This is a genomic window from Phaeobacter sp. HF9A, assembly GCF_011806385.1.
Lineage (GTDB): Bacteria > Pseudomonadota > Alphaproteobacteria > Rhodobacterales > Rhodobacteraceae > Epibacterium.
The window spans coordinates 1-15,565 of the sequence record NZ_JAATOX010000091.1; the positions used below are offsets into that span (position 1 = coordinate 1).

At 63.2% G+C, this 15,565-nt stretch carries 14 protein-coding genes; 7 read left to right on the forward strand and 7 right to left on the reverse strand.

From position 1 onward, the window contains the following. Window positions 1-271 (forward strand): NAD(P)-dependent oxidoreductase (locus tag HCZ87_RS14860; protein WP_303048850.1); only part of this gene is annotated, 271 nt, incomplete at its 5' end. 92 nt (window positions 272-363) lie between these two features. Here the strand turns inward: HCZ87_RS14860 and HCZ87_RS14865 are convergent. From HCZ87_RS14865 to HCZ87_RS14890, 6 genes are all read right to left on the reverse strand, one after another. Next, on the reverse strand, window positions 364-2,379 hold the full coding sequence (locus HCZ87_RS14865; RefSeq protein ID WP_167644867.1) for a M3 family metallopeptidase: 2,016 nt from the start codon (window positions 2,377-2,379) through the stop codon (window positions 364-366). A 209-nt stretch (window positions 2,380-2,588) separates the two neighbouring features. After that, window positions 2,589-3,395, reverse strand: a complete 807-nt coding sequence (locus tag HCZ87_RS14870) for an amino acid ABC transporter permease (protein ID WP_167644869.1) — start codon at window positions 3,393-3,395, stop codon at window positions 2,589-2,591. Between the two features lie 75 nt (window positions 3,396-3,470). Next, the gene (locus HCZ87_RS14875) at window positions 3,471-4,262 is read right to left on the reverse strand and encodes a transporter substrate-binding domain-containing protein (RefSeq protein WP_167644871.1); all 792 of its coding nucleotides are present in this window, start codon (window positions 4,260-4,262) and stop codon (window positions 3,471-3,473) included. Beyond that, the gene (moeB, locus tag HCZ87_RS14880) at window positions 4,259-5,347 is read right to left on the reverse strand and encodes a molybdopterin-synthase adenylyltransferase MoeB (RefSeq protein WP_167644873.1); all 1,089 of its coding nucleotides are present in this window, start codon (window positions 5,345-5,347) and stop codon (window positions 4,259-4,261) included. The genes HCZ87_RS14875 and moeB overlap by 4 nt, the downstream gene beginning before the upstream one ends. Next, a complete protein-coding gene (gene dut, locus HCZ87_RS14885; protein WP_167644875.1) occupies window positions 5,344-5,832 on the reverse strand; it encodes a dUTP diphosphatase in 489 nt (162 codons plus the stop codon). Before dut ends, moeB begins: the two co-directional genes overlap by 4 nt. A 190-nt stretch (window positions 5,833-6,022) precedes the next feature. After that, complete coding sequence (locus HCZ87_RS14890; protein ID WP_167644877.1) at window positions 6,023-8,536, reverse strand: CheR family methyltransferase; 2,514 nt, start codon at window positions 8,534-8,536, stop codon at window positions 6,023-6,025. 401 nt (window positions 8,537-8,937) lie between these two features. Here HCZ87_RS14890 and rpmH point away from each other — a divergent pair, with 401 nt between their 5' ends. The 3 genes from rpmH to yidD all read left to right on the forward strand — a co-directional run bounded on the left by rpmH (window position 8,938) and on the right by yidD (window position 9,998). Then, window positions 8,938-9,072: a 50S ribosomal protein L34 gene (gene rpmH, locus HCZ87_RS14895; RefSeq protein WP_035260992.1), complete on the forward strand. Its 135-nt coding sequence runs from the start codon at window positions 8,938-8,940 to the stop codon at window positions 9,070-9,072. A gap of 31 nt (window positions 9,073-9,103) precedes the next feature. Next, entirely contained in the window at window positions 9,104-9,592 is a 489-nt protein-coding gene (rnpA, locus tag HCZ87_RS14900) for a ribonuclease P protein component (protein WP_167644879.1), read from the forward strand. A gap of 139 nt (window positions 9,593-9,731) precedes the next feature. Further along, window positions 9,732-9,998, forward strand: coding sequence for a membrane protein insertion efficiency factor YidD (gene yidD, locus HCZ87_RS14905; RefSeq protein ID WP_167644881.1), 267 nt, complete (start codon window positions 9,732-9,734; stop codon window positions 9,996-9,998). Here yidD and HCZ87_RS14910 read toward each other — a convergent pair. Continuing rightward, on the reverse strand, window positions 9,995-10,951 hold the full coding sequence (locus tag HCZ87_RS14910) for an alpha/beta fold hydrolase (RefSeq protein WP_167644883.1): 957 nt from the start codon (window positions 10,949-10,951) through the stop codon (window positions 9,995-9,997). The genes yidD and HCZ87_RS14910 overlap by 4 nt on opposite strands. Before the next feature lie 127 nt (window positions 10,952-11,078). On the opposite strand from HCZ87_RS14910, the gene ttcA reads away from it, so the two are divergent. From ttcA to yidC, 3 genes are all read left to right on the forward strand, one after another. Then, the gene (ttcA, locus tag HCZ87_RS14915) at window positions 11,079-11,966 is read left to right on the forward strand and encodes a tRNA 2-thiocytidine(32) synthetase TtcA (protein ID WP_167644885.1); all 888 of its coding nucleotides are present in this window, start codon (window positions 11,079-11,081) and stop codon (window positions 11,964-11,966) included. A gap of 139 nt (window positions 11,967-12,105) precedes the next feature. Next, window positions 12,106-13,575, forward strand: coding sequence for a bifunctional diguanylate cyclase/phosphodiesterase (locus HCZ87_RS14920; RefSeq protein ID WP_175582274.1), 1,470 nt, complete (start codon window positions 12,106-12,108; stop codon window positions 13,573-13,575). A gap of 177 nt (window positions 13,576-13,752) precedes the next feature. Beyond that, the coding region (yidC, locus tag HCZ87_RS14925) for a membrane protein insertase YidC (protein ID WP_167644889.1) at window positions 13,753-15,565 on the forward strand (1,813 nt) is incomplete at its 3' end.

Consider the following 15,565-nt stretch of genomic DNA (forward strand, 5'->3'; position numbering starts at 1 on the left):
CAACCCCGTGCGCGGCCCGCTGATCGACGATACCGCCCTGCTTGCGGCGCTGGATGACGGGCAGATCGCCCATGCCACGCTGGATGTCTTCCGCACCGAGCCCCTGCCTGCCGATCACCCCTATTGGGCCCACCCGCGCGTCACCGTCACCCCGCATGTGGCGGCAGAAACCCGCCCCCTCACCGCCTCCCGCGTGATCGCGGAAAACATCCGCCGGGGCGAAGCAGGCGAGGATTTCCTGCATCTGGTGGACCGCCAGCGCGGCTATTAACCCCCGCACTGCAACAAAAAAAGGACGCCCCAGAGCGCCCCTTTTCATCTTTTTATAAATATCCCCGCCGGAGGCCGCGCCCCCAAGGGCGCTTATTCAGCCGCCAGCCCGCGCCCCTTGAGCAGCGCCTCAACCCCCGGCAGCCGCCCCCGAAACGCAGTATAAAGCTCCGCCGCATCGCGCGAACCACCGGTGGAGAGGATATTCTCCTCCAGCGCCCTTGCGCGCTCGGCATCAAAGGCACCGCCAGCCTCCTCAAAGGCGGCAAAGGCATCGGCGTCCATAACTTCCGACCACATATAGCTGTAATAGCCCGAGGAATAGCCGTCGCCGGAGAACACATGCGCAAAATGCGGCGTGGCATGGCGCATGACGATGGCGGCTGGCATGCCGAGCTGCGCCAGCACCTCCGCCTGTTTCGCCATCGGATCGGCCGGCGCGTTGCCGTCGTGGAACTCCAGATCGACCAGCGCCGAGGCCACATATTCCACCGTCTGGAACCCCATGTTAAAGGTCGCCGCCCCCAGCACCTTGTCCAGAAGCACCTTGGGCATCGCCGCGCCGGTCTCGGCATGGGTGGCGAACTCCTGCAACACCTCCGGCACGTCCAGCCAATGTTCATAAAGCTGGCTTGGCAGCTCGACAAAGTCGCGCGCCACCGAGGTGCCAGAAACGCTCTCGTAGGTCACATCCGACAGCATCTGATGCAGCGCATGGCCAAATTCGTGGAACAGGGTGCGAGCATCGTCATAGGACAGCAGCGCCGGATCCCCCTTGGCGAAATTGCAGACGTTGATCACCACCGGCGTCTGTACCTCGGGGTATTTCGCCTGCGCGCGCATCGCCGAACACCAGGCGCCGGACCGCTTGGAGCCCCGCGCAAAGTAATCGCCGATAAAGACCGCCATATGTTTGCCGTCCCGTGTCACCTCCCAGGCGCGGCAATCCTTGTGGTAAAGCGGCACATCCAGCGGTGCAAACTCCAGCCCGAACAACCGGTTGGCGCAGGCAAAGGCCGCCTCGATCATCCGGTCCAGTTGCAGATAGGGCTTCAGCTCCGCCTCATCGAGGTCGTGTTCGATCTTGCGGCGTTTCTCAGCGTAGTAGTGCCAGTCCCAGGGTTCCAGATCGCCGTTGATGCCGTCCTCATGCATCATCTGCGTCAGCACCTCGGCGTCCTTGTCCGCCTGTGCCTTGGCCGGCCCCCAAACCGCCATCAACAGCTCGCGCACCGCTTCGGGCGTCTTGGCCATCTCGGTTTCCAGCTTATAGGTCGCGAAACTCTCATAGCCCAGCAACTGGGCCCGTTCCTGCCGCAGGGAGAGGATCTCGGCTGCGATGGCGCGGTTGTCGCTCTCACCGCCATTGGCCCCGCGGGCGGCCCAGGCACGAAACGCCGTTTCGCGCAGATCCCGGCGCGGCGAAAATTGCAAAAACGGCGTCACGATGGAGCGCGCCAATGTGACCACGGGCCCCTCGCTGCCCTTCTCTTCGCCCGCCGAGCGCGCGGCCTTGACCACGAAATCGGGCAAGCCTTCCAGATCCGCCTCTGAAAGCTCCATGAACCAATCGCGCTCATCCGCCAGCAAGTTCTGGGTGAACTCGGTGCCCAGGCTCGCAAGCCGTGATTTGATCTCCTGCATGCGGGCGTCCTGCGCCCCCTCCAGCGCCGCACCACCGCGCACGAATCCGCGATGGGTCAGCATGAGCACCCGCGCCTGCTCCTCGCTCAGCTCCAGGCTATCGCGTTGATCCCACACCGCCTTTATGCGCGCATAAAGCGCCTTGTTGGCGGTGATCGCCGAAAAATGATCCGCCAGCTTGGGCGAGAATGCCCGCTGAAGCTCCTGACGGCGGGGATTGCTATCGGCGCCCGCGAGGGTGAAAAACACCGACAATACCTGTTCCAGCGGCTGGCAAGGGGTCTCCAGCGCCTCGATCACATTGGCGAATGTAGGCGGCGCCGTGTCCGCCGCGATGGCCTCGATCTGGGCGCGATGCGCGGCAAGCGCTGTTTCCAGCGCCGGGGCAAAGTCATCGTCGGAAATCTGGTCGAAAGGGGCGAGCCCAAACGGGGTTTGCCAATCGGACAAGAGCGGGTTTGTCATGCAATATCTCCTTTGCGCTGACGCTACCCCCTCTAGCAGCGGGCTGCAATCGGCGCTGGTCTGGATGCGGGCGCAACCGCGCCGGGCCTTTGGCCCGGCGCCACGCCCAACGCCGCCAAGCGGGCTTTGCCGCAAGCAAAGGCAGCTGCGGGGGCGGGAGAGCCACCGCTCCCGCGATCCCCCCACGTCCCCGTCAAGGCGCGCGCGGCTCAGCGGTGCTCTTGCTTGCGGCGCAGATGGCGCTCCAACCCGCGCAGGGCCAGCGACAGCGAAATCGTCATGCCCAGATAGATCAGCGCTACCATGTTATAGGTCTCGAAATAGCGAAAATTGCTGGCCGCCGTGACCTTGCCCAATTGGGTGATATCCAGCACCCCCAGAACCGACACCAGGGAAGAATCCTTGACCAGCGACACAAAATCATTGCCCAGCGGCGGCAGAACAGTGCGGATCGCCTGCGGAAAGACCACAAGGCGAAAACGCTGCCAGCCCGACAGCCCCAGCGCCTTGGCCGCCTCCACCTGCCCCTCCGGCACCGCTTGCAGACCGGCGCGGAACACCTCGGCGAGGAAGGCGGAATAGGCAATCATCAGCGCCAGGATCGCCCGCCACAACAGCGGAAACTGGCGGGTGCGGATATCTTCCAGCCCAAGCGCGCCACCGAGCCAGTTGCGCAGATCCACCAGCGCCGGGGCCAGCACAAAGGCCACATAGAGCAGCAGCACGATGATCGGCACGCCACGCACCACCTCGACATAAAAGCGGCAGGTCTGGCGCAGGACCAGCCATTTCGACCCCGCGCCCAGCGCCAACAGCAGGCCCAGCGCCGAGGCGGCGAAAAAACTGACCAGCGTGACAAAGACCGTCACCCCGGCGCCGCGCCAGAGCGTGGTCATGATCTGCGCGTAGATCTCGCTGCGCGCGACCTCGATCCCGAGGTAGAGCGCCGTCAGCCCCACGGCGATCAGCCACCAGGGGAAATCCTCCTTGTTGTCGCTCCTGCGTCGGTCGCTCATGTCTTTGTCCTGTCACGACAAACCCCGGCCGTTTTGTCGCGGCCGGGGTGGATTTCTGGTCTTGTTGCGCTTGGGTTACTGGCCCATTTTGTAATCAAGGAACCATTTCTTGTTGAGCGCCTCCAGCGTGCCATCGGCGCGCATCTCGGCCAGCGCCGCATTCACCGGCCCCACCAGATCGCTGCCCTTGGGGAAGATAAACCCGAAATCCTCGGTGCCCAGGGGCTCTCCCACCAGTTTCAGCGCCCCGTCGGAGGCCGCAACCACCCCATTGGCCGCTGTGCTGTCGGAAAGCACCAGATCCACGTCGCCGCTGCGCAGCGCCTGAAGGGCGGCGCCGAAGGTTTCAAACAGCTTGATGCGCGGGTTGGCCTCGTCGCCGTCCAGCACATCATAGACCGTCACGTAAAAGGGCGTGGTGCCCGGCTGCGCCGCCGCCAGCAGATCCGGGTCAGCGGCAAAGCTCGCCGCATCGTCAAAACGGGTCTCCTCCGCCGCCACGATCATGCGCATCTGCGAGGTCAGGTAACTGTCCGAGAAATCAACCGTTTCCTTGCGGTCGTCGCGGATGGTGATGCCATTCATGGCGATATCATATTGGCCCGCAGCGATCGCCGGCATCATCGCGTCCCAGCTGGTGTTCTCGAAATCCACAATCAGGTTGAGCCGTTTCTCAATCTCGATGATCGCGTCATATTCCCAGCCGCCCGCGCCGCCGGTGGTCGGGTCGATGAATTGCAGCGGCGGATAGGTGTTCTCGGTCGCCACGACGATTTCGCGCCCGTTCAGGTCGGGCAGATCAGCGGCAAAGCCGCCGGTGACAAAAGCTGCCGTTGCAGCAGCGGCAAGCGCGAAGGTGCGGATCATGGGACTGTCTCTCCTGTCGGGGCCGGGGATGTCTGCATCTGCCCGCAGATGGGACAGTCACTGCGCGCTTTTAGCGCAATCCGGCGGGTTTCACCATAAAGACCATCGTAAATCAACATCTGGGACCGCAACAGCTCCCCCGCGCCGGTGATCTGCTTCACAGCTTCCACCGCCATCATCGCGCCCAGAACCCCCGGCAATGGGCCGATCACCCCGGCTTCGGCGCAGCTGGGAGCCAGCCCCGGCGCCGGGGCCTCGGGAAAGACGCATTGATAGCAGGGGCCGCCTCGGGTGGGGTCAAAGACCGAAATCTGCCCCTCCCACTGCGTCAAGGCACCAGAAATCAGCGGTTTTTTCAGCGCCACGGCAATGCGGTTGACCAGATAGCGGGTGCTGAAATTATCGGTGCCATCCAGGATCAGATCATAATCGGCAAAGAGATCCGCGGCGTTTTCCTCGCTCAGGCGGCGATGATAGGGGCGCACGATGACAAATGGGTTCTGCGCCTCCATCGCCGCCTTGGCAGAAAAGACCTTGGGCAGGCCGATATCCTGATCGCGGTGGATCACCTGGCGTTGCAGATTGGCGTTTTCCACCTCGTCGTCATCAATGACCCCAATGGTGCCAACCCCGGCTGCCGCCAGATATTGCAGGGCAGGCGCCCCAAGCCCACCGGCGCCGACAACCAGAACCCTGGCGTCTTTCAGCCGTCGCTGGCCAAGGCCGCCGATTTCGCGCAGCACGATGTGGCGGGCGTAGCGGTTGAGCTCCACCTCGGAGAACGGCGCGGCAGCGGGCGGCGCCTCCCCGCCCGGCGCCTCCTCGCCCGTCTCCGCGCGGTTGCGCAGCTGGCGCACAGCCGCCGCATAGCCGCCAATCAGCGCCGCACAGCCCAGAAGGATCAGCCAGAGACGGGCCGACCCGCCAGTGGCCATCCGCAATGGCGCGCCCTCCGGCAGGGTCAGCTGGATCGCGATCACCGCCGCAAACAGCACCACCAGGAGCGCCAGCCGGATGCCACGCTGCACCCCGGCCAATTGCCCGCCCCACCAGATCAGACCGGCCAGCCCCAGAACCAGGATCATGCCGCACCGCCAGTGCCGGTCGAGCCAAAGCCGCCGGCGCCGCGCTCGGTCTGGGTCGAGAAATCCTCGACCACATCCAGTGCCGCGCGCAGCACCGGAACAAACATCAGCTGCGCGATACGCTCGCCGGGTTCGATCCTGATCGGCGCGCTGCCCTCGGGGTTGCGGTTCCAGGTGCTGATAAAGACCTGACCGGTGTAATCGGCATCAATCAGCCCGACGCTATTGCCCATCACCAGCCCTTTTTTGTGCCCGAGCCCCGATCGCGGCAGCACCAGCGCGGCGCAGCTCCTGTCGCCCATGTAAAAGGCCAGCCCGGAGGGAATGAGCACCGCCGGAGCCTGCGGCGCGATCTCTAGCGGCGCATCAATGCAGGCAAACAGATCCAGCGCCGCCGCGCCGCTGGTTTGATAGGCGGGCATGCCCCAGTCCCGGATACGCGGATCCAGGATCTTCACTTCTACCGCAAAGGGCGCATCTGTCATGGGCCTGTCCTTCTTGTCGTCGCGGTCATGCTGCCCGCCAGAGCGGGCGACCGCCAGAGCGGTTATGCCCCGGAACCCCTGCGAGTTTCCACCCGGATTTCCGGCGCGTTGTTCGGCGCGATTTCCAGCACAGAACCTGCCCCGCGACCGGCGGCTGTGTCCAGTGCTGCCATCGCAACGCCTGCGCGGCTCACAGGATGGTGACCGCAACGCCGCTCAGCGCGCGCCCGTCACACTGATAAAAAGGGGTGAAAGTCATCTCGTGGCACTGGCCCGCAAACTCCGCGTGTTCCACCATCGCTTCACGCGAGGAGAATACCCGGCAGATGCGGTTCACCAGATCCGGCAGCCCCGCTACCGGCGCGCATTGGCTGATATGCACCCCGGATTTCGGCAGGTGATCCAGCGCGAACAAGGTCATCGCCTCGCGCGACGCATGGCGCACCTGCAAGGCCTGATCCACCACGATCATCACAAAGGGGCTGGCATGCAGCACCGCCTCCAGCTCCGCGCTCAGATGCTGGATGCGGGCAGAGTTGGCCAGGATCTCCTCATTGACGGTAATCAGCTCTTCATTGGTGGATTGCAGCTCCTCGTTCGAAGTTTCCAGCGCCTCGTTGGTGGCTTGCAGCTCCTCATTGGCGGCCTGCATTTCCTCGTTCACCGATTGCAGCGCCTCATTGGAGGTCTGCAATTGCTCGATGGATTGCTGCAAGGCCTGCCGGGTCGTGCCCACCTCTTCCTCGATCTGCCGGATATACGCTTCCTGCGCCCCCGGCTCCGGCGGTACCGCAGGCCCGGAGGGGTCTTCCTCGATCCGGCAGTCGAGCGCGATAAGAACCAGGCTGTCCGCACCATAGGGTTGCGAAGGGTGGCCGAGATATGCGGCGACGTCGCTTTGGGGGATCGGATAGCAGGTCAGGCAGAGCTGCTGCCGTGGCAAGCCCGGCAGCGCATGCCACTGACCGCGTGACACGACCCGGGAGCGCAACGCCTGGTTCATCAGGCTGGCCGCCTCGTAGCGCAACACCGGCTGCAAGATCTTCAGATCCGTCTGAGGACCGGAAGGCACAGACGGCGCCATCGCCATGGACATATCGCCCAGGATGCGCAGGATCGCACCGGAGCTGCTGGCGAGCACCCCATTGGGCGCAAGAACCCGGATCAGGTTGTCAAACTGGCGCGCCGCCGCGCGCCCGCCAGCATAGCCAGGTCGCTCGGCCGGTTGGGGCACGACCGGAAGCGGTGGCACCGCGAGCGGCTTTCTGGTCATCTCGCGCTTGCTGTAGATCCGGTGCAGCGGGTCCCGCGTCGCAAAGAGCCGATCCAGCGCCCCGATGGTTTCCGCCGCCCCGAGAAACAGCAGCCCGCCCTGCGTCAAGGCATAGCCCGCCCGGGCCAGCACCTTATCCTGCAAACCGCCGTTGAAATAGATCAGCAGGTTGCGCAGGCTGATACAGTCCAGATTGGTAAAGGGCGGATCCTGAACAATGTTATGCCGGGAAAACAACACAAACCCGCGCAGGGATTTTGTGACTTCTATCGTGTCGGATTGCAGCGTGAAATAGCGCTCCAGGAGGGGCGCGGGAATATCGGCGCGAGCGGTGATCGGATAGCGCCCGCGCCGCGCCACATCCAGCGCCTGCGGGTCGATATCGGTGGCAAAGACCTGCAACCGGTGCCGGCTAACGACCTCGATACCGCCCATGGCCTCCAGAAACAGGATCGCCACGCTATAGGCTTCCTCGCCGGTGGCACAGCCGGCGACCCAGACCCGGATGCAGCGCTGCTCTGCCGTCGCCAGCGTCTCCAGCATTTCCTGAACACTGGATTTTAGCGCTTCAAACGCCTGCGGGTCCCGAAAGAAACGAGTGACCGAGATCATCAGATCCCGATAAAGCGCATCGACCTCCGCCGCGTCGGCGCGGCAGGCCGCCAGATAAGCGTCATAGTCCGCAACACCCAGCGCCAGCATGCGCCGGGTGATGCGCCGGGTGATCGTGGAGGTCCGGTACTCGCGAAAATCGACTCCGGTGCGGGCAGACAGCACCTGGAACAGCTCCGAGAACTTGTCCGGTTTGCCTTGCAACGCCTGAAGCGCATCGAAATCCCGCGTCCCGGACAGGATTTTTCCCAGATGCGCGCCGATCTCCGCCGGGGCCAGGGTCAGATCCACGCAGCCCGTGCGCAGGGCCGACAGCGGCATGGCGGGATATTGAGTGCTTTGCGGATCCTGAACGATGGTGATGCCGCCGCTCTCGCGGATGGCTTGCAGCCCGTAGCTGCCGTCGCTGCCGTTCCCGGAGAGCACGACGCCAGCGCAACGAGCACCGCAGTGCCGCGCCAGGGACGTAAACAACCGATCCGCAAGCGGCACCGCTTGCCCGACCGATGCTTCCGCCGCACATAGCGTGAGCTTGCCCTCTTGGTTGAGCACCACCGCAAAGCCAGGCGGCGCCACATAGAGGGTATCGGCCTTGGGGCGCAGCGGCTGATCCTCTTGCAGCTCCCGCACCCGCAGGCTGCTCTCGCGCGACATCACGGCGCCCCATATGCCCTCTTGCGGCACGGACATATGCGCAGCGATCACATAGGCTGCGGTATGATGCCCACCCGCGAGTTGCCGGACAAGCTGCGAAAGCGCCTCCAGGCCGCCTGTCGCAGCGGCGAGTCCCACCATGAATGGAAGAGTGTGATCGCTCATTCGCCGGCCCTCATGCAGGCAACATAACCAGATCCCCTCGCGTGCAAAAGCATCTATCGCCCCACCCTCGCGCCGCAAAAGGCACGATAGATGGGGCGGCCTCAAAAGCAGCGCCCTCTCTCTTTGCGCGGTATGATCTGTACAGATTCGGTGATTCTGCCGTTCTGAGACCGGCGCAGGTGGCCTTCCCACGGGGCACCGCGGGCGCGGGTTTTCCGTTGGTCACGGCGACAGGCACGCGGTGTCCGGGCGTTTTTTAACAGAAATATGGCAAAGGATGCGGAAATCGCGCCCTATGGGTTTGACAGGGCGGACAGAGGAGCCTAAAGACCGGGCTTCGAGATAGACCCCCGGGTGGCGATTCCGCGCATGCCCGATGATAGCATTTGGAGACCGGAGCGATGAAACGCACCTATCAGCCTTCGAACCTGGTTCGCAAACGCCGCCACGGCTTCCGTGCGCGCATGGCCACCAAGGCAGGCCGCAAAATTCTGAACGCACGCCGCCTGCGCGGTCGCAAGTCCCTGAGCGCGTAACCTTACGCTGCTTACACAGTTCTGATTGAACATGACACCGCCGGAGGCTCCCATGGCTGGCATAGCTGACCAAGGGAAGACGTCTCCGGCGGTGTCTGTTTGTGTATCTGGCGCGTCTGATGGCGCGCAGCCTGGCGAACAGTCAGCCAGACGCGCCCGCGCGCCAAAGCCGCCCAAGATCCGGGCGGGGATGGAGCTGTTGACCAAACGCGGCGATTTCATTGCTGCCGCCCGGGCCCGCAAACAGGGCACCACGGGCATGATGGTGCAGGGCCGCAAGCGCAGCGATGATGGTCCCTTTCGGGTCGGCTATACCTGTTCCAAGAAGGTCGGCAACGCCGTCATGCGCAACCGCGCCAAACGGCGGCTACGCGAAGTCGCGCGTCTGTTGCTGGCCGAGCACGGCCGCTCCGGCTGGGACTATGTGCTGATTGGCCGCGCGGGCGAAACCACAACCCGCGCCTTTGAGCTGTTGCAAAAAGACTTCCTCTACGCGCTGCGCAAAATCCACGGCAACTGATCGCGGCTTTTTGCGGGGCCGGTGGCGCTCCCGCCCGTCTCGGCGGCATGAACATGCCACCTCCCCCGTTGGGCCCGGCAGCGCACCTATTGGTGCGCTGTGGTTGCGCCAGAGAGCCACCTGCCCTATTTCAGACGACATGCGCCTGCTTGCCCGCCTTATCGCTCTGCCGATCCACGGCTACCGGCTGATCTTCAGCCCCTGGGTGGGGTTCAACTGCCGCTATCAGCCGACCTGTTCCGCCTATGCGCTGGAGGCGCTGGAGCGTCACGGCGCGCTGCGCGGCAGCTGGCTGCTGCTGCGGCGGATCGGGCGCTGCCACCCCCTGGGCAGCAGCGGTTACGATCCGGTGCCCGGTGCAGACCCCGAACACGACCGCTGCTGCGGCGAGGAGCGCGCGCCCTAGAACAGCGCCAGATTGCCACGATCCGTCCAGGCGCGGGTCGGGATGACCTCGCGGTCCAGCCGCCCCATCAGCGTATGGTTCAGATCCTCGTAAAACCGCGGCGTCTCGAAATACCAGCGGTGCGACCAGCTGACACCCTCTCGCTCCATTCCCCCCTCGGCGTGGTCGCGGAAATATTTGCCGCAATAGAGGTTCACCGCAGACTCCGGGTGCCCTTCCGGCAGGCCCACCCGTCCGGCGCGGGGCTGCACGCCAACGCGCTTGACCTCCGACACCTGCAAGGCCGCATCAAAGGGGCTGTAGTAATTGGTCACCCGTCCGCAGCGGCGATAGAGCGAGGAGCTGCTGTCGCTGCCCTTGCGCATCGACTTGGCCGAGACATCCGCCGCCACCAGCGCCAGTTGGCTGATCATCCAACCCTGCTGAGCGGTGGCATGGTCATCCTCGCCGTAATCCAGCGCCGCGCGCACCAGAAACGCGCCCATGGAATGCGCCAAAACATGGATATTATACGCACAATCCGCAGTTTGCAGCCGCGCCAGCCAGCGCAAGCCGTGATAAAACAGCTCATCCGCAGCCTGGCGCGCATCCCGCCGGTCCGCGCAATAGCCCAGGGCCGTGCCGTTGCTGGGCCAGTCAAAGCTGACCACAGCACCGCAATAGCCCTGCGCCTGCAACCCTTTGCGCACAAAGCGAAGGCGCTCCAGCATATCGAACTGTTCGGTGTTGAAGCCATGCACAAAGAACAGGATATGGCCCTTTTCCACGACTTTTCCGTTCTCGATCCGCGCCCCCGCCGCCGCTTGCAGCGCCTTGGCCCAGGCGGATTTGCTGACCTCCTGTTTGCGATGCAACCGGTCGGCATCCGAGGGAATTTGCAGATACTTCACGGCGCCGGAGCGGTTCGAATAGCCATCGCCGTCACGGCCGCGACAAGACATAATAAAATCCATCTCACTCTCCAATTTAATTGAAAAAATCACGCGTAAAAACCCGCGTACCCCCATATTAACATGATGCTCGCAGGGGGCTGAGACGTTTTTTCTTGGCTTTCGCGCGGCCAGAGGCTAGGGGGCGCACATGCTGGACACTGACATCGACGATATCCATCCGCTGTTTCACGGCGCACCGCAAACCACCGAGTTCAAGAAGCTCCGCAAACGGATCGTGCGCTACACGCGCGAGGCGGTGGAGCAATATGGCATGGTGGAACGGCGCGAGGATGGCTCCGTGCCGAAATGGCTGGTCTGCCTCTCCGGCGGCAAGGACAGCTACACCCTGCTGGCGGTGCTTTATGAGCTGAAATGGCGCGGGCTTTTGCCGGTGGACCTGCTGGCCTGCAATCTGGATCAGGGCCAGCCGGGATTTCCCGCCACCGTGCTGCCGGAATTTCTGGAAAAGATGGGCGTGCCGCATCGGATCGAATATCAGGACACCTATTCCATCGTGATGGATAAGGTGCCGCAGGGGCGCACCTATTGCGCGCTGTGTTCGCGTCTGCGGCGTGGCAACCTCTATCGCATCGCCCGCGAGGAAGGCTGCTCCGCTGTCGTGCTGGGCCATCACCGCGATGATATTCTTGAGACGTTTTTCATGAACCTCTTCCACGGCGGGCGTCTGGCAACCATGCCGCCCAAGCTGGTGAATGAGGAAGGCGATCTGTTCCTGTTTCGCCCCCTCGCCCATGTGGCCGAGGCCGACTGCGAGAAATTCGCCCGCGCGATGAACTATCCGATCATCCCCTGCGATCTCTGCGGCAGCCAGGACGGGCTGCAACGCCAGCAGGTGAAACAGATCCTCGACACCTGGGAATCAAACAGCCCCGGCCGGCGGCAAGTGATGTTCCGCGCGCTGATGAATGCGCGGCCGTCGCATCTGCTGGACCCGAAACTCTTTGATTTTACTGGCTTGGCTCTTAAAAATGTCGATGAAATGATGGAATCTGAGGGAATCCCGCAACTGCGTTAACTCCTCGGTTAGACCCGGGATCTAGTCTTGGCCGTAGCCACCGGCGAAGTCGAAAGGTCCCACTGCTATGAAATCTCCGAGCTCACGCCTCCTCCAGCGGACCAGAGACGGATTCACGCATGTGGTCTTTGGCCCGCCGATGCTGGCCTTTCTGCCAGCGCTGACGCTTGGCGCCTTCTGGTTCGGCGGCGAGCCTGCCTTGATCGCCGCTGCGCTCGGCGTGCCGCTGCTGATGGCGGTCTTTGGCTGCCTCGGTCGCCGCCCGCATCTGACGCCTGGGCGCGATACGCTGACCGGGCTGCCGCTGGCACCGGCTTTTGAACGCCACATCCAGACGGCCTATCAACGCACCCAGGACAGCGGCCTGAAATCCGCCTTGATGATCCTGGAAATCGACCATCTCGACGATCTGATCACTGCGCATGGGCAGGAGGCGGGCGATGAGGTGGTGACCCGCTGCGGTGAGCGCATCCGTGGCCTGCTGCGCCATCGTGACATGGTGGCCCGGCTGGATCGCAACCGTTTTGCCATCTGCCTGACCCCGATCATGCAACTGGATCTGGAACTCTGCATCCAGCTTGCCGGGCGCCTTCAGGTCGCGGTTGAGGATCCGATCAAGGTCGAAGGCTCGTCGCTGTTTGTCTCCTGTTCGATCGGCATCTGCCAGCGCCACCATGTCACATCTGGTGCCAGGGCCTGGCTGGAGGCGGCCAAATCCGCGTTGGAAGAGGCCAAGAACGTCGGCCCGTCGAGTATCCGAACCTATGCCAACAGCCCCCGGGCTCATCAGGGGCGCGACGGAGAGCTAACCGACTCTGCGGCGGCGGCGCTGGAAAATGGCATGATCCAGGCCTGGTTCCAGCCCCAGATCAGCACCGACACCGGACGGGTGTCCGGCTTTGAGGCCCTGGCGCGCTGGTGCCACCCGGTGAAAGGCATGATCCCGCCCTCGGTCTTCCTGCCCGCTCTGGAAGAAGCCGGCCTGCTGACGAAACTCAGCCAGCAAATGGTGCAGCAGGCGCTGACCGCCATCACCTCCTGGGATGCGGCGGGGCTGAAAGTGCCCACCGTTGGCGTCAACTTCGCCACCGACGAGCTGCGCGACCCCGGGCTGATCAATCGCATCCGCTGGGAGCTGGATCGCTTTGGCCTGACCCCGGACCGGCTCACGATCGAGGTGCTGGAAACCGTGATGACCGACCAGCCCGACGAAATCGTGGCCCGCAATATTACCGCGCTGGGGGAAATGGGCTGCCACATAGACCTGGATGATTTTGGCACCGGCCATGCCTCCATCGCCTCGGTGCAGCGCTTCAATGTCTCGCGGATCAAGATCGACCGGTCCTTCGTGTCAAAATCCGACCACGATCCGGCCCAGCAAAAGCTCATCGCCGCGATTTTGACCATGGCGGAGCGGCTGGATCTGAAAACCCTTGCCGAGGGCGTGGAAACCGCTGGCGAACATGCGCTGCTGGCGCAGCTGGGCTGCGATGATGTGCAGGGATTTGGCATTGGTCGCCCGATGCCGTTTGACCAGACGCTGGACTGGGTGATCCGCCACGAAGCCAAGCTGCAAGACGCCCCGGTGATTGGCCGCCAACGCCACTAGCGGCGGAAGGCGGCTCTGCCGGTGCCTGATTCGTCTTCCGGGTCGCTCTCTGATTCCCCATGTATTTTTGGCCTTACTGCCATTGTATCCGGCTTGTTGCCCGGATTCCCCTTGACCTTCCTGACCTACCTCTGTTGAACCACACCCTGTCTTTGCATGCATGAGGTGGCTGTCCAGATGGACGATCAGAACAAGAATCTACTGCTCGCAACTGCCCTGAGTTTCCTGGTGATTCTCGGGTGGTACATTTTCTTCCCGCCCCCGGAAGAGGCCGCGCAGCCGGAGGCTCAGGTCACGGAAACCGCAACCGGCACGGTGGACCAGCCCGCCCTGGCCGCCGCGCCCAACGCCGCAATCAGCGACGCTACGGCGGATGCCGCAGAGGCCGAACCGGTAGAGGACGCACCGCGCCTGAGCATCGACTCAAAGCGCCTGGAAGGCTCCATTTCGCTCAAGGGCGGCCGGATCGACGATCTGCGCCTCAAGGATTACCGCGAAACCCTGGATCCTGATTCGCCCATCGTCACCCTGCTGTCGCCCGCCGGCGACCCCAATGCCTATTACGCGCTCTACGGCTGGGCCCCGGGCGAGGGCCTCGGCATCGAGGACGTGCCCACCGCCAATACGCTCTGGCAGGCCCAAGAGGGCGCGATCCTCGCCACCGGCAGCCCCGTCACCCTGACCTGGGACAACGGCAAGGGTCTGACATTCAGCCGCGAGATCTCGATTGACGAGAATTATATGTTCTCGATCAAGCAATCGGTCACCAACAGCAGCGACAACACCGTGACGCTGGCGCCCTATGGCACGCTGGCCCGTCATGGTCTGCCCGCGGATCTGGAGAACTTCTTTGTTCTGCACGAAGGGCTTGTCGGCATGGCCGATGGCGAGCTCTCCGAGGTCAAATACAAGAACATGGCCGATTTCGACGTGGATACGCGCGATGGCTCCTTCTCTCGTGAAACCACCGTCACCGAGAATGGCTGGATCGGCTTTACCGGTCACTATTGGATGGCGACGCTGATCCCCCAACAGGGCGAACCCTTCCGCGAAGTTGCAAAGTTCAACGAGAAACGCGACATCTACCAAGCCGATGTGGTGCTGCCGACGGTGACACTGGCCGCGGGCGAGAGCGCCTCTTCCGACAGCAAGCTGTTTGCCGGCGCCAAGGAATGGAACACCATCCGCGCCTATGAGCGGTCCGGCATCAACGGTTTCATCGACTCGATCGACTGGGGCTGGTTCTTCTTCTTCACCAAGCCGATCTTTGCGGTGCTGCACTGGTTGCATGGCGCCATCGGCAATATGGGCGTGGCGATTATCGCCCTGACGTTCCTGTTGAAACTTCTGGTATTGCCGCTGGCATGGAAATCCTATGCCTCCATGGCGCGGATGAAAGAGCTGCAGCCGGAGATGGAAAAGCTGCGCGAGCGCGCCGGGGACGACCGGCAAAAAGTGCAAAAGGAGATGATGGAGCTCTACAAGCGCGAGAAGGTGAACCCGGCGGCGGGCTGCCTGCCGATCCTGATCCAGATCCCGATCTTCTTCTCGCTCTACAAGGTGATCTTTGTCACCCTGGAGCTGCGCCATGCCGCCTTCTTTGGCCCGTTCCAGGATCTTTCGGCGCCGGATCCGACCACCATCTTCAACCTGTTTGGCCTCCTGCCCTATTCGGTGCCGGATCTTGGCTTCCTGCAAATCCTGTCGCTGGGCATTCTGCCGATCCTCCTGGGGATTTCCATGTGGCTGCAACAGAAGCTGAACCCGGCCCCGACCGATCAGACGCAGGCGATGATCTTTGCCTGGATGCCTTGGGTCTTCATGTTCATGCTGGGCAATTTTGCCTCGGGTCTGGTGGTTTACTGGATCACCAACAACATGATCACCTTCACCCAGCAGAACCTGATCATGCGCAGCCATGGCTACAAGCCGGATGTGTTTGGCAACATCAAGTCGAGCTTCAAGAAGAAGCCTAAGACCGAAGAGAAGT